The following is a 20,638-nucleotide window of genomic DNA, read 5'->3' as shown; positions in this document are numbered from 1 at the left end:
TTAAAAATCCTTATAAAAAACGAGTTCTACGCGCGTATTGTTGTAATGATCTTTCGTATCTATTGGCACATCTTTAAAGTAATTGCCATATAGTCGTTCGACCCGTAATTTTATAGGTTGATAATTAAAAGGCTGCCACGAAATACCGGGGCCATATTCAAATAAATTATTGTAATATTCATCTTTACTATCGGCTAAGCCATGCAATTTCACATAAGCTTGGACAGTTCCATTCTCGCCTTTATAGACATTTAAGCCTGTGCGTAGGCGTAAATCCCCAATAACATTATAATCTTCTCTAGAATACGTCGCAGCATTGCCATATAAATCAGTGAAGTAATCATTAAAGCAAAGTGAATTATTACAATTATTTTGAGAATTCCACTCTTGGTAACCCGTAACGCCACCCACTACACTTTCACGAAATTTATCTCTATTACGGTCAATCAGATCGTAACTTCCGCCAACTTCTAGATATGCACGCACAGGGATTGAAGTCCAAGGTTGATAATTAGCACCTATCCCTAGCGTCACTGCGTTTTCATCAATAATTTCAGGACGTACCCCGCCTTGAGATTGAGTGTCACGGTTTAAGTTTAAAAAGCCATACACTTGTGCTCGACCATTATCAAAGTTCTTACCATAACGAGCTTTAAGTGGGAAAATTACATCGTCATAACGTGACTCATATGAAGGCGCAAAATAAACATCACGGAAGTAAGTTTTCACCTCTCCTCCACTTAGGTTTTTTACGGCTTGTGTGGCTTTATTGGCAATATCAGCATCTTTAGATTGTGTAAGTTCTTTAAAAACTACCAAAGCTTCTTTATTATTTTTCTGAGAATTAAGCAGATATGCTTCTTGTAATTTTAAAGTGTCATCTGCTGGATCTAATGCCTCTGCTTTTCTTAGACTTTGTAAAGCAGCCTCTTGCTTACCTAATCTAATCTGTAAATAGGTTAAGCTTTTCCATACCTTAATATCTTGTGGTGTCATCTCTCCGAGTTCTAATAATAACTTCTCCGCATTTTCAGGTTGAGTCTTCTCAATTTTATAAAATTGGTCCCATTTATCATAAATCGGGTTACCAGGTTTATATTCTTGATTAACGATTTCTTGGGCAAATGCAGTTTCAATAGTTAAGAACCCTAAAGTTGGACAAAGCGAACCGATAACGATAAAGGAACGAGTTAGAAATTTTATTGTTTTGCTATTTTTCATTTTCACCTCTACAGTAAATTAGAGTTATTAGGGGTAGTTTTTTTAAATGATCAATAAATATCATAATTAAAAATAATGAGTTACATCGTTAATTTAGGTTAACGATGTTTTATATAAATAACTTAGTCTCCATTTTTTGTTATTAATCTATTCTGTCTTATCCCTAGATTCCCTATAATAATGACATATTTTTTGATCAATAAATTGTAAAATTTCATAGCATCTATAAAGAATTTATAAGGAAAAATTATGGCTTTTCCACATCATGTAGAACATCATGCTATTCACCGTTCAGGCTGGTTAAGAGCTTCCGTATTAGGGGCCAATGATGGAATTATTTCTGTTACTAGCTTAATTATGGGAATGGCAGCTAGTGGAGCCAACTCACACACTCTATTAATTACATGTATTGCTGGATTAATTTCTGGGGCTACATCAATGGCTGCCGGAGAATATATTTCAGTAAAATCTCAACAAGATATTGAAAAAGCAGATCTAGCTGTTGAAGCAAAAGAACTCACAAAACACCCTCAAAAAGAATTAGATGAACTCACCCAAATTTATATTTCTAGGGGTCTTTCTAAAGAATTAGCACAGGAAGTTGCCGTTCAGCTGACAACTCATGATGCTTTAGGTGCGCATGCTCGTGATGAAATAGGTATTCATGAAAATACAGCTGCAAATCCAATTCAAGCCGCTCTTTCATCCGCCGCATCGTTTTCTTTTGGCGCTTTTTTTCCGATGCTCGCAATCTTATTCACTCCTGAACATTTAATTATGCAAAGTGTTCTCGTTACAGGGATTTTTGCTTTGGCTATCTTAGGTGCCCTCTCAAGTTATTTTGCAGGCACATCTAAACTTAAAGGCAGTTTACGCATTACATTGTGGGGTATTCTAGCAATGGCTTTTTCAAGTTGGATTGGCTCATTATTTAATGTTACTCCACTTTAAAAAAATAGAACTTATGAACGTTCAATAATTAAATATTTAAAAACTAAATAGCCAATATTATTTGCTCTTGATTCAAATTCCACGTTATGGTGAACATAAAGAAATGAGGTGAATAAAATGACCCTGTTACAACAACTTGAAATTAAACATCCAATTTTTCTTGCGCCCATGGCAGGTGTATCTACCCCCGAACTTGCCGCGGAAGTTTCTAATCAAGGTGGACTTGGGTCATTAGGACTCGGAGCAAACACGGCACAAAGTGCGCGGGCACAGATTTTAAAAACCCAAACACTTACAGAGAAATCCTTTCAGGTTAATTTTTTCTGCCATCAACCAGAGCAACTTAATCCTCAAACTTCAGCACAATGGATTGAATATTTACGTCCACAATTTGAAAAATTTGGTGAGCAACCTCCTCAAAATTTGAACTGCATTTATCCAAGTTTTCTTGATAATGATGACTTTTTAAATGTCGTATTAGACACAAAACCTAAAGCTGTCAGTTTTCATTTTGGTATTCCCCATCCACATCAAATTCAGGCTTTAAAAAATGCCGGAATTATCACTATGGTTTCTGCTACCAATTTAGTTGAAGCACAAGCCATTGAAGCAGCTGGCATAGATATTATTATTGCTCAAGGTATTGAAGCAGGTGGTCATCGTGGAATCTTTAATAAGACCTTTGATGCAGCAATTAAAACCAGCGATTTAGTACAGCTTATTGTAAAACACTGTAATTTGCCTGTCGTAGCTGCTGGTGGGATTATGAATGGAGCACAAGCGCGGCATATGTTGAGCTTAGGAGCTTCGGCTGTTCAACTCGGGACCGCTTTTGTTCAATGTCGATCATCCAATGCATCTACTGAATATCGTAAAGCTTTATTTAATGAACCAGTAACACAAATCAGTGCGAGTCTTTCCGGTCGTCCAGCCCGTGGTCTATTGAACCACTGGCATACACAAATTGATTTACCCAATCGCCCTCCTCAACCAGAATATCCATATGCCTATGATTTAGCGAAACAGTTAAATGCGATTGCAAGCAAACATCAAGACTATGGATATGGTGCTTTTTGGGCAGGTAGTAATGTATCGCAAATAAGAGAACTAGATGCTGCTGACCTGATTAACCAGTTAGTGGTAGAAATATTAGAAGATGAGTAAGACCTTAAAAAGCCAGTAAAGATACTGGCTTTTTTATTTAATGAGTTTGCAATAAATTAACCTGCTCAACTTGAACATCGCTCATCAAATGACCTTGAGCCAATAACTGATTAAAATAGTTTTCAACCACTATTGCTTGCTCGGCAGTACTTTCAACTTTATACATATTTTGACGGAATTCGTTACTTGAACGTAATCCTTTTGTGTACCAAGCAATGTGTTTACGGGCAATACGGCACCCTGAATATTCACCATAAAATTGATAAAGTTCTGATAAATGTCCCAATAACACCTGCTTCACTTCTTCAATATTAGGTGCTGCTAAATGCTCTCCAGTTTTCAAATAATGAGCAATTTCACGAAAAATCCATGGTCGGCCTTGAGCGGCACGGCCAATCATAATCGCGTCAGCACCTGTATAGTCCAGCACATATTTAGCTTTTTCAGGACTATCAATATCCCCATTCGCAATAAGTGGAATATTGATTAATTCTTTAACGTGTTTGATCAAATCATAGCGTGCTGTATTTAAATACATATCTTCACGAGTACGACCATGTAAGGCTAGTGCAGCAATTCCCGCCTCTTCTGCTCTTTTTGCTACTCTTAAAATATTTTCTTGACCATTTAAAAAGCCCAATCGGGTTTTTAAGGTAACAGGAACATCAACAGCAGCGACCACCGTATCAAGAATTCGTGCCACCAAATCTTCATCTTGTAATAAAGCTGAACCTGCGAGTTTATTACATACTTTTTTGGCAGGACATCCCATATTAATATCAACAATTTGGGCACCATTTGCCACTTGATGACGTGCGGCCTCAGCTAACTGCTCAGGATCAGAACCAGCAATTTGTGCAGAAATCGGAGCAAGTTCCCCATCAAAATTTGCACGGTAGAGGCTTTTTTTGCTCATCTGCAAAGTCTTATCGGCAGTCATCATTTCACTGACTGCATGGCCTGCGCCAAAATACTTACAGAGCGTTCTAAATGGACGGTCAGTGACCCCAGCCATAGGAGCAACGATTAAATTATTTGACAGTTGATAGGGACCAATATACATATATATTCATACAATTGATGATCAACATAGTATACTTCATCCGCTTGATCGGCTCATCTTTTTATGCAGGTGCTTTCCTCGCCATGAACAAACCGTTGTCTTCCCGTTTTTTATTAAAATCATTCGGTATGGTCGCCGTGTGCATGAGTTTAGCTGCTTGTGGTGATAAAGCTTGGTGGTCAAACAATGATGAGCCTGAACTAGAAAGCAAACAGATTAAACGTCTAATTCCATCACGTGTAAATGACCGTGAATCATGGGCAAAAGATATTAATGACATTATGCAAGAGCTAGATATAGCTCAAACTAAAACAAATGTATGCAGTATTATTGCTGTGGTCGATCAAGAATCAAATTTTGTAGCTGACCCATCAGTTCCGGGTCTAGGCACGAAAGCAGTTCAAGAAGTAAATACGCGTTTACAAGAAAAATTTGAAGCAAAACTGGGTCAAAAAATTGGTGGAACAGTTGCTGGTTACTTCGAAGAAGTTCTTAAAACACAGCCTTCACCAGATGACAATTATATGAGTCGGATGCGTAAAGTTAAAACCGAACGTGAACTAGACTTACTCTATCGAGAAATTTTCGATTTCATGGCGAAGCATTATCATGTCAGTGCTCTAACAGGTGCAGCCAAACTGGTCGGACAAGATATTGGTGAAAAAATGAACCCAATTACCACTTTGGGTTCTATGCAAGTTCACATTAACTACGCCAAAGCCAACAAACGCTCTAGCATGAATATCGCTGAGCTTCGTGATGACTTATATACTGAATATGGCGGTTTATATTACGGCATCCACCGTTTAATGGTTTATCCAGCAAATTATGATAAAGCTATTTATCGATTTGCAGACTATAACTCAGGTATGTATTCTAGCCGTAATGCTGCTTTTCAAAGTATGCTCAATGACTTAACCGATACAGAAATCAGTCTTGATGGTGATCTACTTCTTTACACAAAAGATGGTGATCCGCGTCCGACTCAAAGCCAGTCAGAGAAAGAACTGATTACTGTATTTGCAAAAAATAATGTATTAGTTACGCCAAGACAAATTCGTGATGATCTTAAATTAGAAAAAGAGAAAAAGTTTGAAAGTACACAAACCTATATTGCTCTGACGAAACTTTATAAAGCGAAGACAGGTAAAGAACCTATCTATGCAATTATGCCGCAAGTTATTATTTCTGGGCCAAAATTAAGTCGTGACTATAATACCAACTGGTTTGCAACCCGAGTAAACGGACGATATGAAACATGTATGCAAAGAGCGAAACGAATAAGACTATAAAAAGTCTCGCCCTGTTCGATTTTGATGGAACCTTGTGCAGTAAAGACAGTTTTACAGGGTTCATCTTTTATGCTTTGTCTAAGCGCCACATCGTTAAACAAGGCTTGAAAATTCTGCCATGGATTCAAGCCTACTATCTTAACTTTTATCCAGCCCATGCAATGCGTGCCAAGTTATTTCGCAGCATGTTCAAAGATACCTCCGCAATTGAACTGCAAAGATTAGGTGAAGAATACGCACAAGAGCTAGTCTCTGCGCTCTCACCTGAACTTTTCGCACAGTTACAACACCACCAGTTACGTGGTGATCGGGTGGTACTGGTTTCTGCTTCAATCGATGTCTACCTTGCCCCACTGTGCAAGTTACTAAATATCGAATTAATTTGTACTGAAACTCAAATTAAAAATGGCATGGTGACGGGTTATTACTCCACCCCAGATTGTAGTAGTGAACAAAAGAAATTAAGAGTACATCAGCAATATACGCTACAGCATTATCATCAAATTTATGCTTACGGTAATAGCTCGGAAGACCGAGATATGTTGAGTCTCGCCACACATCCGTACATGGTGGGTGAAGATCGTGTTTTACCTCGTTTAACACCAGAAAAAAAGCTCGCATAAAGCGAGCTTTTTTAATTTTACAACAATCTAGTAAATCGCCATATGATCACGATGAATCATTTCAAGTGAACGGGCTTCACCAAGTACTTGATAAACCTTATCAGAGGCTAAGCCTTTAATAATCTCAGCAGATCGCGAGCTAAAATTCACTCGACCCACTGCAATACGCTTACCTTGTTTATCGACACATTCAACCACATCACCACGATCAAAATGTCCTTCAACAGTTTTAACCCCAACAGGGAGTAAACTGCGATGTTTCAATTTAATCGCTTCAATAGCACCATCATCAATTACAAGACGGCCTGCTGTCTGTAAATGAGCAGCGAGCCACTGTTGATGAGCAGTCATACGGTCTTTATCTGTCGTAAACAACGTACCTAGCATTTCACCCGCCATCGCACGTGACAAGACATTATCACTTTCACCGCTTGCGATGAGCGTTGGACAACCCGACTTAGCAGCTAAACGTGCGGCACGAACCTTAGTCACCATACCACCTCTGCCAAGTACACCGCCACCGCCAGCCATTTCGAATAAAACATCGTCCATGGCACGAACAGTAGAGAGTAATTTAGCATCAGGGTTATGACGTGGGTCTGAGTCAAACATACCCTGCTGATCCGTTAAAATGATCAGCAATTCTGCATGAACCTGACCTGCAACCATCGCAGCTAGAGTATCGTTATCACCAAAGCGGATCTCATCGGTAGATACCGTATCATTTTCATTAATGACCGGAATCACACGCCAATCAATCAAGTTTTGCAAAGCATCACATGAGTTTAAATAACGACGGCGGTCCGCCAGATCATCATGTGTCAGTAAAACCTGAGCAGTACGAATACCATGTTCTTCAAGCACACTAGACCAAGTATGAATTAAACCCATCTGCCCAATCGCAGCACAGGCTTGTAGACTGGGTAGATCGGTGGGTCGACTCGCAAGCTTCATACGAACCATACCTTCTGCCACAGCTCCAGAAGACACTAAAATAATTTCGTGTCCGGCATTGTGTAGATCTGCAATCTGTTTCGCCCAATGCGAAATAGCATCCAAATCTAAACCTTGCCCATTGGCTGTGAGTAAAGATGATCCGATTTTAACAACGATTCGTTTACACTCACTGAGCTGACGTTGCCCATCGACCACTTCTATCATGTTTTCCTCGGTTTTCTAGTCACGAACGTAGACGCTTTCTACATCATTGTCGTCTTCATCATCGTCAAAATCATCATCATCATCGCCTAACATGCCTTCAAGACGTTGTGCTCGACGCATAGCGCGATATGCTTCTTTTGCCGCAATGGTTTGTTCACGTGTTTCAACTTCTAGTTGTTCACGGAAAGCTTTTACTTCTGCTGCATATTCAGGATCTTCAACTTCGCGTTCACGTTGTTGTTCAAGCTGATCCATTAGGTAATACACAACCTCTTTCGTTCCTTCACTTAATAAGCCCGATGTCTTAAAGACAGGTCCAGTCCACTCTAGTTCATCTAGAATATGCTGACACCATTCTTCACGACTTTCTTCAGCAATCTGATCAAGTTTATTCAGTACTAAAACAACTGGTAGTTTAGCCAAAGTAGGTGAAAACTTAACTAACTCGTTCATAATTGCTTTTGCATTATGCGCCGGATCTGAACCATCAATTGGCTGCACATCAATAATGTGTAAAAGGATACGCGTACGTGCCAGATGTTTAAGGAACCGAATTCCCAAACCTGCACCTTCTGCTGCACCTTCAATCAACCCAGGAATATCGGCCATTACAAATGAACGATGACGGTCAGCATCTACTACACCTAGGTTTGGAACCATGGTTGTAAATGGATAATCTGCCACTTTTGGTTTTGCAGCACTTACAGCACGAATAAAGGTTGATTTACCAGCATTTGGCATGCCCAATAAACCAACATCTGCCAATACTTTTAATTCAAGGCGAATTTCACGAAACTCACCTTTTATACCTGTCGTACATTTACGCGGAGCACGGTTAGTTGATGATTTAAAGTGGGTATTCCCCAAACCACCATCACCACCACCTGCAACCAGAATTCTTTGGCCATCTTCAACCAAATCGCCAATAATATCGCCTGAATCTGTATCAACAATTGTTGTACCAACGGGTACTTTTAAAACCACATCTTCACCACCACGTCCGGTACAGTTAGCACCTGCACCATTCTTTCCGCGCTCAGCACGGAACTTACGTGTGTAACGGTAATCGACTAGCGTACTCGTATCATCATCAGCTTGAATATAGATACTTCCACCACGTCCGCCATCACCACCATCTGGGCCACCAAATGGGACAAATTTTTCACGGCGAAAACTGGCTACGCCATTGCCACCGTCGCCAGCCTCTACGGTAATGACTGCTTCATCAACAAAGCGCATCTGCCAATCCTCTAAAAACTCTAAAACCGCCTATTCTGCCATATTTTCATAAAATTCTCGAATATAAAATGGGACAATTCCTATTTATAACGATCTGTTTTTATATTTAAGTCATCAGAAGCATTTTAGATCCACAAATACAGCCGATATTGAAAATAAAATGCAGGATGACTATTTAATTTTTAAGGATGAACATTCCGTAGAGGTAAGGTCATTTGCATATCAAGATTTGCTTTTGTTTTTGGAACCGAATTATACATAATGGCATTAAATGAAGAGACATTCCCCATTTCCATAGGATCATTCACTTGTAGACTTGGTTTAAACTGATGTTTAACCGATAAATTTACTGGCTCATCGAATTCAAAATAAACAGGACCATCAAAAACAATTTTAATCGGAATGGTATAACTACGCTTTAACTGAAAAGGCACATCTAACTTTATGGGAATATCAAGTTTAAGTGGAAATTTAGGCAAAAACTTATTTTGATAAATTAAATCTGTCGTTGTTTCAAGAGGCATAACCTGATCAATTTTTAGAGTCGTTGTGTAATCAACATTTACTGTAACTGGTGTTTCTATAGCAAAACTGATATCTGCTAAATATTTCCCTTTTAGCGGTAAAGTCAGTTGGCGGTCTATATCCAATGTTGTATCGAGTTTACCAATAGATTGAACTTGCAAAGTGTTGCCAACTTGAATCTTTGTTTCTAAAGAGTCAGGTAAACTAATATCTGCGTTATGAGCCGAAACCACTACATTTGCCTGAATATTGAGATATACCCAAAACATAACAGCGGCAAGTATCATCATTAAAATGAAACTGATGAGCATACTCTTGAGTGAACGAAACATTACCATCCACCCTATTGATCAGCTGTCGTCTGCGACGTTTCTGAACCTAATACCCGATTTAATCGCATACTGGACAGAGGAATTTTTAACTCACCATTTGCAATCTTCACAGGTAAAGTATTTTTAACATCAACCGAAGCATTTAGCGCTGTTTTAACAGGGACACTCAAATTACCCTCAATTGGAATATTTGTATCTAATCTTGCTTTTAGAGGAATATGTAAGTTTTCTTTTAATACTGTCCGCACTGGCGCATCAAATTTCAAATGAACCTTTTGCTCTAGCGGAACATTAATATCAATCGGAACATCAAGTTTTAATGGAATTGATCCCTTTAACGGTAAGGTAATATCACGCCCCAAAACTCTGACTTGAACCTTCGTATCAATTGGTAAATTTTGCTCAACTTTTAATACTTCTTTGACAGGAATTGTTGTGCTAATGGGCACCATATTATCGAAATAAACACGTGGAGTTAACGTTTGTGTTAATGGAATATTTAATTGCTCATCAATTGGAATACTGGCATTTACCCGTCCTTTTACATCCACATTTAAAGCATCTTGTACTTTAACTTTAACCTGTAGGGGTTCTTGCAAGTCAATAGCAACTGCCTGATTCTTCAGCGGAATATAAATATTAAAATGCTTAAAGACCCATATTGCAATGAGTACACCACATAAATTGGCAATAATGATGAATATAAAAACGACCAACAAACGTTTAAACTGCGACAATTCCAATCCCTTACTATTTTCTTTTTTTCCTTAATTCATATTCTCATTTATTTACAAAAAATAGTCAGCATATATTTTGTACGGTTGTAAAAAAACCCAGTCTAAACTGGGTCTTTTTGTGAAAATCTTTTATAGATCGTTAAATGATCTTAAGCATTCAATTCTGCTGGGATTTTTTTGTAGCTTACGCCGCACATTTGTTCAGCGATACGTAATACCTGACAGCTATAACCTACTTCGTTATCGTACCAAACATAAGCAGTTAAACGGTTACCAGAAGTAATCGTTGCTTGAGCGTCATATACACCAGCAGTACGAGAACCGATAAAGTCACTCGATACAACTTCAGTCGAGTTGGTATAACCAATTTGACCTTGAAGGCTAGAGTTAATTGAAATTTGACGAATGTATTCGTTCACTTCTTCACGATCAATTTCTTTATCAAGCGTTAAGTTCAAGATAGCAAGAGATACGTTTGGTGTAGGAACACGTACAGAGTTACCAGTTAATTTACCTTTTAATGCAGGTAATGCTTTAGCAACTGCTTTAGCTGCACCAGTTTCTGTAATTACCATGTTTAAAGTAGCAGCACGACCACGACGATCTGCTTTATGGTAGTTATCAATCAAGTTCTGGTCATTTGTAAATGAGTGAACAGTTTCAACATGACCATTAAGAACTTTATATTTGTCATCCAATACTTTAAGAATTGGAGTAATTGCATTTGTTGTACAACTTGCAGCAGAGATGATTTTGTCTTCATCTAAGATGTCTGTGTTGTTTACGCCAAATACAACGTTTTTCATTTCGCCTTTACTTGGTGCAGTCAATACAACACGTGCAACGCCTGGGCATTTCAAGTGTTGGCTTAGACCTTCAGCATCACGCCATTTACCAGTATTGTCGATTAAAAGTGCGTTTGAAATACCATATTCAGTATAGTCAACTTCACTTGGGCTAGACGCATAAATCACTTTAATGAAGTTACCATTAGCAATGATTGCTTCGTTTTCTTCATCAACAGCGATTGTGCCAGCGAAAGTACCGTGAATAGAGTCACGACGAAGTAAAGAAGCACGTTTTGCTAAATCGCCATCAGAAGATTTACGCACAACAATTGCTTTAAGGCTTAAACCACGACCTAGACCTGATTGACTAATAATTAAACGAGCCAAGATGCGGCCAATACGACCAAAACCATAAAGAACGACATCTTTAGGTTGTTCAGAAGTTGCGCTACCTTTGATTGACTCAACTGCTTGAGCAACAAAAGCATCAACATCACCACCTTTTTCTTTATATTCAACAGCAAGTTTACCGATATCAACTTCTGCAGAACCAATATTTTCAAGCTTAGCTAAAGCTTCTAAAATTGGGAATGTATTTACAACAGAAAGCTCAACGTCTACAACACGTGTACGACGGTGAGTTTTCAAAATTTGGATAACAGAACGGTTAATTAAAGAGCGACCGTAAACAGATACGACAATATTTTTTTCACGGTATAATTGTCCGATTAATGCAATCATACGTTCCGCGATTTCTTCACGGTTTTTCCAACGGCCTTGGTGTTCAGCATGCAGGGCGATGATAGTGTCTTTGCTCACAGATACGTCCTCTAATTAATTATATCTAGGCGTGATTTTTTAAACCCCGTAATTGTAATGGAATTATTGGCAAGAATGAATCAAAAGCTGACGTTAGTGATTAGATTTTCCTAAAATTCATCATAAATTCATAAAATACCTATAATTATTTTTTATTATTTTATTGTTTAAAGCAGCTAAATTTTTGCTTTTTCTTACTTTTTAGATTCTTACCCTCTAATCAAACTCATCATTTTTTAATCTTTTTTGATATTTCGCGATGTTAAGCTGCAAATTTTTGGCTTTTTGACGTTGCTGATAAAGGTGAACTGCACCTTCTAAAACGAGTACAAATACTGCACACCAAATCGGAATATAAGTAAACCATTCTTCTTGGCCAATACTCTCCCCCAAAACTAAAGAAGCAAGAGCAAGTAATACAGGTTCCAAATATCCTAAAAGTCCAAACACAACTAACGGTAAAAAGCGACTTGCCAGAATATAACTTCCTAAACCAATAGCACTTAAAATTCCAAGCCCAACAATGACCAAAGCAAGACTCGGTTGGTCTATAAATTTGCTATAAGGGAGTAAACCTGTATGGGTCAAATAAATCGCAATCGGCAGAATAATGACTAAATCCCACCAAAAGCCGCCTAAATTGTCTGTTTTAATGGTCTTACGTAATAAAAAGTAGGCGGAATAACCAACTGCAACCAGTGCAGTTTCCCAAGCAATACTTCCTAAACGCCAGATCTCATGACCTACTCCAATGACTGCAAGAATAATTGCGACCCATTGAAATTTTGATATTTTTTCGCCATACAGCACACTTCCGGCCAAGACAAGAACAAGCGGCAATAGAAAGTAGCCTAAAGATACTTGTAAGCCACGCCCATGCATAGGCCCCCATAAAAACAGCCAAAGTTGTACTGAAGTTAAAACAGAGGTTGTGATTAACAACAATAATAAAGACGGCTTTGCCAAAATACGCTGGTAGATATTTTTTATATATCCTAAATCACCACTCCACCACATAAACAAAGTTAAAAATGGTATTGTTGCAATAATCCGCCATCCAAAAGTCTGTTCACTATCAAGCTGACTTAACAACTGAGTATAAAAATAAAGTACACCAAAAGTGATAGATGCCATGACAGACAAGCTCACGCCCTTAAACATCATCACCCTCTAATACTTTAATAAAAACAGCTCACCACAATACTTGATTTATCCACTATAAAAAAGAAAAAACCATGTAAAAACATGGTTTTTTATTAATCAGACATCTACAGCTATTCTTTATGTTCTGTATGAATAATATCGCGAATATCAAAACCTAATGTTTTTGCATAATTTAGATATTCATCAACCACTTCTTGTTCAGGATGAGGTGTTCTTGATAATACCCAAAGATATTTACGAGAAGGTTCTCCTACTAAAACAGTTTGATAGTCTTCATCTATTTTTAAAATCCAGTAATCTCCACGAATGACTGGAATCCATCTCACAGCTTCCGGTAAGAAACTTACCTTCAATTTCGTGTTATATGGCGGATTTACGACAAAGGCTTCGCCAATAGATTGCTGTAATTGTTTTCTATTGTCATAACAGCGATTATCTACAACCACATTTCCATTTTCATTTAAGGTATAAGTTGCAGATACGTTATAAGCACATTTTTTTTGAAAAAACGCAGGCTTACGGGCGACTTCATACCAGACACCTAAATATCGGTCCAGTTCAACTTTATAAACGGTTTGCAAAGGTTTCGGCTGAGCATAGACATACGTTCCAACAGCTAAACCAGCCAAAACAACACCGCCCAACGCAATTTTAGCCAAACGCCAACTGGCTTGCGGAACATTATTTCGAAATGCCATTGTTGCCCTCAACGATTAGTTGTGAATACAAAAGAACCCAAACATCTACAGTAGCTTGTTTTTTAAACACATTATGTAGCGTTATGTATTCGTTTATTGCAACATTTGCGCTTTTAATCGAATAATTTCATCACGTATCCGCGCTGCTTGCTCGAACTGCAAATCTTTCGAGGCCTTTAACATATCTTTTTCAAGCTTAGTAATATGTTTACTAAACAATTTTGGATCTGAAAGAATATGTCTTTCGTCGGCACTCAATGCTTGTGCTTGTTCAAGTACTTTTTCATCAATCTCATCGTCTGAAAGTACCTCACCCGAGTCAATTTCTTTGACAACTTGACGAACAGCACTACGTGGCGTAATACCATGCAGCTCATTAAATTCAATTTGTTTGGCTCTACGACGATCAGTCTCATCTATTGCTTTTTGCATAGAATCGGTAATTCGGTCAGCATATAAAATTGCTTTACCTTTCACATTACGCGCAGCACGACCAATCGTCTGAATAAGTGAACGTTCTGAACGTAAGAAACCCTCTTTATCTGCATCTAAAATAGCAACCAAAGAGACTTCTGGCATATCCAGACCTTCACGTAGCAGGTTAATACCGACTAAAACATCGAATACGCCTGTACGTAATTCATGAATAATTTTGACACGTTCAACCGTATCAATATCTGAGTGGAGATAAGCGACCTTAACGCCATATTCTTTCAAATAAGAAGTCAGATCTTCTGCCATACGCTTTGTTAAAGTTGTAATTAATACCCGTTCATTCAAGTTTTTACGAATATTAATTTCAGAAAGAACATCATCTACTTGGGTTAAGACAGGACGAATCTCAATTTCAGGATCGATTAGACCTGTTGGACGTACCACCTGTTCAACGATTTGATCTGACTTTTCTAATTCATATTTAGCAGGTGTTGCACTTACAAAAATGGTCGTCGGTACAATACGCTCCCACTCTTCAAATTTCATCGGACGGTTATCAAGCGCACTTGGCAAACGGAACCCATAATTCACTAAGTTTTCTTTACGTGACCGGTCACCTTTATACATCGCTCCAATTTGCGGAACAGTAACGTGTGATTCGTCAATAATGAGCAAAGCATCTTCTGGAATATAGTCGAATAAAGTCGGCGGTGCTTCACCAGACGGACGTCCTGACAAATGACGCGAATAGTTTTCGATACCATTGGTATAACCCAACTGTTGCATCATTTCCAGATCGTAACGTGTCCGTTGCTCAATACGTTGTGCTTCAAGCAATTTGTCATGTTCACGGAAGAATTTGAGCTGATCTTGTAATTCATCTTTAATTGTATCGATAGCACGGGTCAAATGATCTTTTGGTGTTACATAGTGGCTTTTCGGATAAATCGTTATCCGAGAAACTTTACGAACCATTTTACCAGTTAGCGGGTCAAACCAACGGATTGAATCGACCTCATCATCAAATAGTTCAATACGAATCGCATGTTGATCAGATTCCGCTGGGAAAATATCAATAATTTCGCCGCGAATACGATAAGTACCACGTAAAAATTCAAGTTCATTACGCGTATATTGCATTTCAACCAATCGGCGGATGATTTCATCGCGGCTTACTCGATCGCCCTCAACCACATGCAGCAACATTTGCATATAAGCATTCGGGTCACCCAAACCATAAATTGCAGAAACCGATGCCACAATAATTGCATCACGACGTTCTAATAAAGCTCGTGTTGCTGATAACCGCATCTGATCAATGTGATCATTAATGGCTGAATCTTTTTCAATAAACGTATCCGAAGATGGAACGTAAGCTTCTGGTTGGTAGTAATCGTAATAACTTACAAAATATTCAACCGCATTATTAGGGAAGAAAGATTTAAACTCACCATAAAGCTGGGCAGCCAAAGTTTTATTATGAGCCATCACAATTGTAGGTCGCTGTGTTTGGGCGATCACATTTGCCATGGTATAGGTCTTACCTGAGCCCGTTACCCCTAGCAATAACTGATTACGAAAACCATGCTCGATACCATTGACCAGCTTTTCAATTGCCTGTGGCTGATCACCTGCTGGCTGATAATGAGTGACCAAATCGAAAGGTTGATTTTCGTTCAAAGTTATCTCTCTTTATGAAAAAATTGAATTTAACGTCTCCCCCATTAATGGGGATTTTTATCTTAATTTAAAGTGCAAATTGAGTTGGAAATTCAATGTAAAAGATTAAGCATCTTAACACTTGACCAATACCATAATCAGTTGCAACATGAAGCTATCCATTAAATAAAAAGCATAACCATGACCTATCAATATCATGATGAAAGTATTGTAACCGAACTTCCCGAAGATACAGTTTTTGTATTTGGAAGTAACCTTGCTGGACAGCACGGTAGCGGTGCAGCACGCGTTGCCAGTCAACACTTCGGTGCAGTTGAAGGTGTAGGTCGCGGCTGGGCTGGTCAAAGCTTTGCAATTCCCACCTTAAATGAACATATTCAACAAATGCCTCTTTCACAGATTGAGCACTATGTTGAAGATTTTAAGATATATGCAAAAAATCATCCTAAAATGAAATATTTTGTCACGGCTTTAGGTTGTGGCATCGCAGGTTATAAAGTTTCTGAAATTGCACCACTGTTTAAAGATATTCATCACAATGTTATCTTTCCAGAATCTTTTAAACCTTATGTTGAAGATAATGCAGTTTCTGAATTTCCGACATTAACCCAAAAGATGGTGAAAAGTTTCATTAATGATGATGTTATTTTTTACTTTAATCATGGAAGTGAATCTTTTGAAGAAGCCTTAGATAAAACAGATTTATCAAGTGCCGAAAAAGCCATTGCTCTTATTGTTTTAAATGAAGAACTGTACCCTCGGGATCGTTATGGACGAGGCCGTGATCATGAGCTGAGTGATATTTTAGGAAAGCTCAATGGTAAAATTTTTGATCTGCACGGAAACTCAGAGGGTGCCATGATTTTTGTAAGTGCTGTGGTTGCACTCATGGAACTTTACGATTTTGACGAGCAAGACTTTATCAAACTCTGGCGTGGTGAAAAGAATATTGACCACCCTATTAATCGTTAATTTTTCTTATAAATTTATGAGCTAAGCAGATAATATCTGCTTTCTCATTATTTTATTTTTACTTACATTTAATCTTTATATTTTTAATTATTCTAATAGATTTAAGTTCTTTAGCTTCCCAAATCTTAATTTTTCTCATTATACTTTAAGGCAAACTGAATACTTAAAGAAACATATGGAAACTTTAGATTCTTCAATTTTTGACCTTAGCCCAATTCCAATGTGGATTGAGGATTTCAGTGAAGTTAAACAACAATTTGACTTATGGAGAAATCAAGGTATTGAAAACCTCCATGAATTTTTAAGTCAAAATAAAAACTTAATCAGTGAATGTGCCCATAAAATTAAAGTCGTTCGCGTTAATCAAAAAACATTAGAACTTTTTGAAGCTAAAACTCACGAAGAGCTATATTCGAATTTAAATCTTATTTTTAAAAAAGAAATGTTCGAATCTCATATTTTTGAACTTGAAGAACTATGGAATGGTAAAACTCACTTTTCAAGTACGACTGTAAATTACACCTTATCAGGCAAACGTATTGATGTTCAGCTAAGAGGTTCTATTTTACCCGGCTCTGAATCGACCTTTGAGCGTGTATTAATTACCACCGAAGACATTACGCCCTATCAAAATGCACTTCGTGAGGAAGCAAAAAATCGTCGATTAGCTGAGTCTATGTTTATCTATTCTCCCACTTCTCTTTGGGTCGAAGATTTCAGCCGTATAAAAAATAGAATTGATCAACTCAGGTTATTAGGTATTGAAGATTTTAGAACTTTTCTAGATGTCCATCCTGAGTTTGTCCGTCAGTGTGTAGAAGATATTCTGATTTTAGATGTTAATCAGGCAACTCTTGATTTATTTAAGGCTCCTGATAAGTCGACACTTTTAAGAAATACACACAAGATTTTTGCTGAAGAGATGATTGAAACCTTTCGGGAACAACTCATCGAATTATGGCAAGGTAATATTCACCATAAGCGTGAAGCGATTAACTATGCCTTAGATGGGCAAATAAGAAATGTATTGCTTCAATTTACCGTTTTTCCGGGTTATGAAGACACTTGGGGACTGGTACAGGTTGCACTTACCGATATTACGGCGCGAAAAAAAGCCGAAAACTATCTTGAATATTTGGGGCAACACGATGTCCTGACCAAACTATATAATCGCGCTTTTTTTACAGAGGAACTTAATCGTTTAAACCGGAGTATTATTCGACCTGTTTCTTCAATTTTCTTAGATATGAATGGATTAAAAGAAACAAATGATCAGTTTGGTCATGATATTGGGGATGGCTTATTGCGCCGCGTCGGAAATATTTTAAGTCAGGCTATTTTAAATACAGCATATACGGCTTCTAGAATAGGTGGCGATGAATTCGTGATTTTAATGCCGGGGGCAGATGAGGCGAATGTTCTAATTATGCTTCAAACCATCCAAGAGCTTTTTAATATCGACAATCAATATTATTCAAGCCACCCAATTAGCATTGCAATTGGACATGCAACAACTCAAGCAAATGAACAAATTGAGGACATGTTGAAGCGAGCTGACCATCACATGTACCAAAAGAAAAAAAGCTATTATCAGGAAATTTTATTTAATCAATAAAAAAACAGGCATATTGCCTGTTTTCGAGATTAGCGTTTTCCCATAGAACGACGAGTACCACGCGGAGGCATCCACGTTCTATCTGCGTATTGCTCTGGTTTTGGACGCACTTGGTTGTGTACCGCGTCGTCGGCTGCATTGCTATCATTCGGCATTGGGAATGGCAATTTCACCAAAGCCTTTTTCTGTTTTGGCTGTTGCTCAGTCATGATTCATTCTCGAAATTTCGATTGCGACCTATTATAAATGATTTTCTCATTTCTTTCTAAAAAAGCTTCAATTGAATAAATATTGCTTAAGATGATTACTAAACTAAACTTTTTTACATCTGAAAAGGTTCACATCCGCAAATTACTTAATTTTTGCGATAAGATAGTATGCTTTTTATTTTTTAATCCCATAAGAGGAATATTGCCGTGGACGTACGTCTTTCTGATCGTGTCAATGCCATCAAACCGTCCCCTACACTTGCTGTAACCAATAAAGCTGCCGAACTTAAAGCTGCTGGCAAGAATGTGATTGGTTTAGGTGCTGGCGAACCAGACTTTGATACCCCTCAACACATCAAAGATGCTGCAATTGAAGCGATTAATAATGGTTTCACCAAATATACGGCTGTAGATGGTACTCCTGGGTTAAAAAAAGCAATTATTGCTAAATTTAAACGCGATAATAATCTTGATTATCAAGCAAATCAGATTTTGGTTTCATGTGGTGGTAAGCAAAGCTTCTTTAACTTGGCACTTGCTCTATTAAACAAAGGCGATGAAGTTATCATTCCAGCACCGTTCTGGGTAAGCTATCCAGATATGGTCATTATTGCTGAAGGTACTCCTGTCATTGTGAAATGTGGCGAAGACCAACGTTTTAAAATTACTCCTGAACAATTAGAAGCGGCTATTACTCCTAACACTCGTTTAGTTGTATTAAACAGCCCATCTAACCCGACAGGTATGATCTATAGCAAAGCTGAATTAGAAGCTTTAGCTGAAGTATTACGTAGCCATCCACAAGTGTTTGTTGCATCTGACGATATGTATGAACCAATTCGTTGGGAAGATGAGTTCTACAACATCGCAACTGTTGCTCCAGATTTATATGATCGCACGATTGTTTTAAATGGTGTTTCTAAAGCATATGCGATGACAGGTTGGCGTATTGGCTATGCAGCCGGCCCAGCAAAAATCATTGGAGCAATGAAAAAAATCCAGTCTCAATCAACTTCAAACCCAACTTCTATTTCGCAAGTTGCTGCTGAAGCTGCATTGAATGGCCCACAAGACGTACTTCAACCAATGATTAAAGCGTTCAAACGTCGTCATGACTTAGTCGTAAACGGCTTGAATGAAATCAAAGGGATTTCTTGCTTGCCTGCTGACGGTGCTTTCTATGCCTATGCAAACATTCGCCCACTCATTCGTGCAAAAGGCTTAAAGTCTTGCACCGAGTTCTCTGAATGGTTACTAGAAGAAACTGGTGTAGCAGTAGTGCCTGGTGATGCATTTGGTTTAGGCGGTTTTATGCGTATTTCATATGCAACAGCTGACGAAGTGCTCGTTGATGCGTTAGCACGTATCAAAAAAGCTGCTGACTCAATTGAAGGCGTAGATGCTGCAATTGCTTCTATTGAAGCTGAAAAAACAGCTAAGTAATTTATAATTAAAAAAAAGAGGCCTCCACTTCAAGTTGAGGCCTCTTTTTTATGAATAGAAGATTAAAAATTTTATTCGTAGCTACTATTTATGACTCAGCAGAATTAAATAAAGCCATGACCTCAGCTTCAGTCATTTTTTTTGTATCATTTTTAAAGGCATAAAAATCGGGTTTTGAATCAATAAAAATTTCCAGATCTAACTTTAAGTCATCTACTAGTTCATCTAAAGAAAATGCATTAATGTTGCAGTAGCCTTGATCCTTAGTTCTCCAAAAAATTGTAGTTCCACAAGCGTTGCAAAAGCCTCTTTCGCCCCACTCAGAAGAGTTAAAAATACTCAGATGCTCTTGTTGAATAAACTTTAGACTATCTTGTACAACATCAATCGTCATAATAACACCACTAGTTTGTCGGCGGCACATCGAACAATGGCAAACATGCACATCATGATTTTTTAGCTCTACCTCAAATGTAGTCTTACCACATAAACATTGACCGTTCATTA

General features: G+C 38.0%; 18 protein-coding genes and 1 pseudogene. 7 read left to right on the top strand and 12 right to left on the bottom strand.

Annotated elements, in window-relative coordinates; genetic code table 11:
• Complete coding sequence (locus MKL38_RS05770; protein ID WP_270902778.1) at nucleotides 1–1,221, bottom strand: tetratricopeptide repeat protein; 1,221 nt, start codon at nucleotides 1,219–1,221, stop codon at nucleotides 1–3.
• A 249-nt stretch (nucleotides 1,222–1,470) separates the two neighbouring features.
• Here MKL38_RS05770 and MKL38_RS05765 point away from each other — a divergent pair, with 249 nt between their 5' ends.
• Nucleotides 1,471–2,172, top strand: coding sequence for a VIT1/CCC1 transporter family protein (locus MKL38_RS05765; protein ID WP_270902777.1), 702 nt, complete (start codon nucleotides 1,471–1,473; stop codon nucleotides 2,170–2,172).
• Nucleotides 2,173–2,289: 117 nt separating this feature from the next.
• Nucleotides 2,290–3,336 carry an NAD(P)H-dependent flavin oxidoreductase gene (locus MKL38_RS05760; protein WP_270902776.1) on the top strand — a complete coding sequence of 349 codons (1,047 nt, stop codon included), beginning with the start codon at nucleotides 2,290–2,292 and terminating at the stop codon, nucleotides 3,334–3,336.
• A 37-nt stretch (nucleotides 3,337–3,373) separates the two neighbouring features.
• Here MKL38_RS05760 and dusB read toward each other — a convergent pair whose 3' ends face one another.
• Nucleotides 3,374–4,399 (bottom strand): tRNA dihydrouridine synthase DusB, encoded by a 1,026-nt coding sequence (gene dusB / locus MKL38_RS05755; protein ID WP_209831281.1) that lies wholly within the window; start codon nucleotides 4,397–4,399, stop codon nucleotides 3,374–3,376.
• Nucleotides 4,400–4,482: 83 nt separating this feature from the next.
• Between dusB and MKL38_RS05750 the strand changes: the two genes are divergently transcribed.
• Together MKL38_RS05750 and MKL38_RS05745 are read left to right on the top strand one after the other, a co-directional pair.
• Complete coding sequence (locus tag MKL38_RS05750) at nucleotides 4,483–5,691, top strand: DUF1615 domain-containing protein (protein ID WP_003650354.1); 1,209 nt, start codon at nucleotides 4,483–4,485, stop codon at nucleotides 5,689–5,691.
• Entirely contained in the window at nucleotides 5,658–6,314 is a 657-nt protein-coding gene (locus MKL38_RS05745; protein ID WP_003650352.1) for an HAD-IB family hydrolase, read from the top strand. The genes MKL38_RS05750 and MKL38_RS05745 overlap by 34 nt, the downstream gene beginning before the upstream one ends.
• A gap of 27 nt (nucleotides 6,315–6,341) precedes the next feature.
• On the opposite strand, the gene proB is transcribed toward MKL38_RS05745, so the two are convergent.
• From proB to uvrB, 8 genes are all read right to left on the bottom strand, one after another.
• Nucleotides 6,342–7,475, bottom strand: coding sequence for a glutamate 5-kinase (proB, locus tag MKL38_RS05740; protein ID WP_005038923.1), 1,134 nt, complete (start codon nucleotides 7,473–7,475; stop codon nucleotides 6,342–6,344).
• A 15-nt stretch (nucleotides 7,476–7,490) separates the two neighbouring features.
• Nucleotides 7,491–8,714, bottom strand: a complete 1,224-nt coding sequence (gene cgtA, locus MKL38_RS05735; RefSeq protein WP_004643642.1) for an Obg family GTPase CgtA — start codon at nucleotides 8,712–8,714, stop codon at nucleotides 7,491–7,493.
• 182 nt (nucleotides 8,715–8,896) lie between these two features.
• A complete protein-coding gene (locus MKL38_RS05730) occupies nucleotides 8,897–9,571 on the bottom strand; it encodes a hypothetical protein (RefSeq protein WP_004643643.1) in 675 nt (224 codons plus the stop codon).
• Between the two features lie 11 nt (nucleotides 9,572–9,582).
• Nucleotides 9,583–10,308, bottom strand: a complete 726-nt coding sequence (locus MKL38_RS05725; protein WP_004643644.1) for a hypothetical protein — start codon at nucleotides 10,306–10,308, stop codon at nucleotides 9,583–9,585.
• 149 nt (nucleotides 10,309–10,457) lie between these two features.
• On the bottom strand, nucleotides 10,458–11,915 hold the full coding sequence (locus MKL38_RS05720; protein ID WP_003650341.1) for a glyceraldehyde-3-phosphate dehydrogenase: 1,458 nt from the start codon (nucleotides 11,913–11,915) through the stop codon (nucleotides 10,458–10,460).
• A 216-nt stretch (nucleotides 11,916–12,131) separates the two neighbouring features.
• On the bottom strand, nucleotides 12,132–13,079 hold the full coding sequence (gene rarD / locus MKL38_RS05715) for an EamA family transporter RarD (protein WP_270902775.1): 948 nt from the start codon (nucleotides 13,077–13,079) through the stop codon (nucleotides 12,132–12,134).
• A gap of 110 nt (nucleotides 13,080–13,189) precedes the next feature.
• On the bottom strand, nucleotides 13,190–13,777 hold the full coding sequence (locus MKL38_RS05710; RefSeq protein ID WP_005038917.1) for a lipocalin family protein: 588 nt from the start codon (nucleotides 13,775–13,777) through the stop codon (nucleotides 13,190–13,192).
• A gap of 93 nt (nucleotides 13,778–13,870) precedes the next feature.
• A complete protein-coding gene (gene uvrB / locus MKL38_RS05705) occupies nucleotides 13,871–15,892 on the bottom strand; it encodes an excinuclease ABC subunit UvrB (RefSeq protein WP_005038916.1) in 2,022 nt (673 codons plus the stop codon).
• Nucleotides 15,893–16,072: 180 nt separating this feature from the next.
• Between uvrB and MKL38_RS05700 the strand changes: the two genes are divergently transcribed.
• Both MKL38_RS05700 and MKL38_RS05695 read left to right on the top strand, forming a co-directional pair.
• Complete coding sequence (locus MKL38_RS05700) at nucleotides 16,073–16,864, top strand: A1S_2505 family phage non-structural protein (protein ID WP_005038915.1); 792 nt, start codon at nucleotides 16,073–16,075, stop codon at nucleotides 16,862–16,864.
• Between the two features lie 175 nt (nucleotides 16,865–17,039).
• Nucleotides 17,040–18,476 (top strand): annotated as a pseudogene (locus MKL38_RS05695) (diguanylate cyclase domain-containing protein); the annotation flags it as partial.
• 32 nt (nucleotides 18,477–18,508) lie between these two features.
• Here the strand turns inward: MKL38_RS05695 and MKL38_RS05690 are convergent.
• A complete protein-coding gene (locus MKL38_RS05690) occupies nucleotides 18,509–18,688 on the bottom strand; it encodes a hypothetical protein (RefSeq protein ID WP_045429644.1) in 180 nt (59 codons plus the stop codon).
• Nucleotides 18,689–18,895: 207 nt separating this feature from the next.
• Between MKL38_RS05690 and MKL38_RS05685 the strand changes: the two genes are divergently transcribed.
• Entirely contained in the window at nucleotides 18,896–20,131 is a 1,236-nt protein-coding gene (locus MKL38_RS05685) for a pyridoxal phosphate-dependent aminotransferase (protein ID WP_270902774.1), read from the top strand.
• 88 nt (nucleotides 20,132–20,219) lie between these two features.
• On the opposite strand, the gene MKL38_RS05680 is transcribed toward MKL38_RS05685, so the two are convergent.
• Nucleotides 20,220–20,636, bottom strand: coding sequence for a GFA family protein (locus MKL38_RS05680; protein ID WP_270902773.1), 417 nt, complete (start codon nucleotides 20,634–20,636; stop codon nucleotides 20,220–20,222).
• Nucleotides 20,637–20,638 lie beyond the last annotated feature (2 nt).

The organism is Acinetobacter sp. AOR14_HL, from assembly GCF_027855175.1.
Classification (GTDB): domain Bacteria; phylum Pseudomonadota; class Gammaproteobacteria; order Pseudomonadales; family Moraxellaceae; genus Acinetobacter; species Acinetobacter calcoaceticus.
This window is presented reverse-complemented; position numbering and strand designations above follow the sequence as displayed.

Excerpts from the sequence above, each read along its gene's own strand:
- MKL38_RS05760 (WP_270902776.1), top strand. The coding sequence starts at position 2,290 with ATGACCCTGTTACAACAACTTGAAATTAAACATCCAATTTTTCTTGCG.
- MKL38_RS05700 (WP_005038915.1), top strand. The coding sequence starts at position 16,073 with ATGACCTATCAATATCATGATGAAAGTATTGTAACCGAACTTCCCGAA.
- MKL38_RS05710 (WP_005038917.1), bottom strand. The coding sequence starts at position 13,777 with ATGGCATTTCGAAATAATGTTCCGCAAGCCAGTTGGCGTTTGGCTAAA.
- cgtA (WP_004643642.1), bottom strand. The coding sequence starts at position 8,714 with ATGCGCTTTGTTGATGAAGCAGTCATTACCGTAGAGGCTGGCGACGGT.
- rarD (WP_270902775.1), bottom strand. The coding sequence starts at position 13,079 with ATGATGTTTAAGGGCGTGAGCTTGTCTGTCATGGCATCTATCACTTTT.
- MKL38_RS05745 (WP_003650352.1), top strand. The coding sequence starts at position 5,658 with ATGTATGCAAAGAGCGAAACGAATAAGACTATAAAAAGTCTCGCCCTG.
- MKL38_RS05770 (WP_270902778.1), bottom strand. The coding sequence starts at position 1,221 with ATGAAAAATAGCAAAACAATAAAATTTCTAACTCGTTCCTTTATCGTT.
- MKL38_RS05750 (WP_003650354.1), top strand. The coding sequence starts at position 4,483 with ATGAACAAACCGTTGTCTTCCCGTTTTTTATTAAAATCATTCGGTATG.
- MKL38_RS05730 (WP_004643643.1), bottom strand. The coding sequence starts at position 9,571 with ATGTTTCGTTCACTCAAGAGTATGCTCATCAGTTTCATTTTAATGATG.
- MKL38_RS05690 (WP_045429644.1), bottom strand. The coding sequence starts at position 18,688 with ATGACTGAGCAACAGCCAAAACAGAAAAAGGCTTTGGTGAAATTGCCA.
- dusB (WP_209831281.1), bottom strand. The coding sequence starts at position 4,399 with ATGTATATTGGTCCCTATCAACTGTCAAATAATTTAATCGTTGCTCCT.
- proB (WP_005038923.1), bottom strand. The coding sequence starts at position 7,475 with ATGATAGAAGTGGTCGATGGGCAACGTCAGCTCAGTGAGTGTAAACGA.
- MKL38_RS05680 (WP_270902773.1), bottom strand. The coding sequence starts at position 20,636 with ATGAACGGTCAATGTTTATGTGGTAAGACTACATTTGAGGTAGAGCTA.
- MKL38_RS05765 (WP_270902777.1), top strand. The coding sequence starts at position 1,471 with ATGGCTTTTCCACATCATGTAGAACATCATGCTATTCACCGTTCAGGC.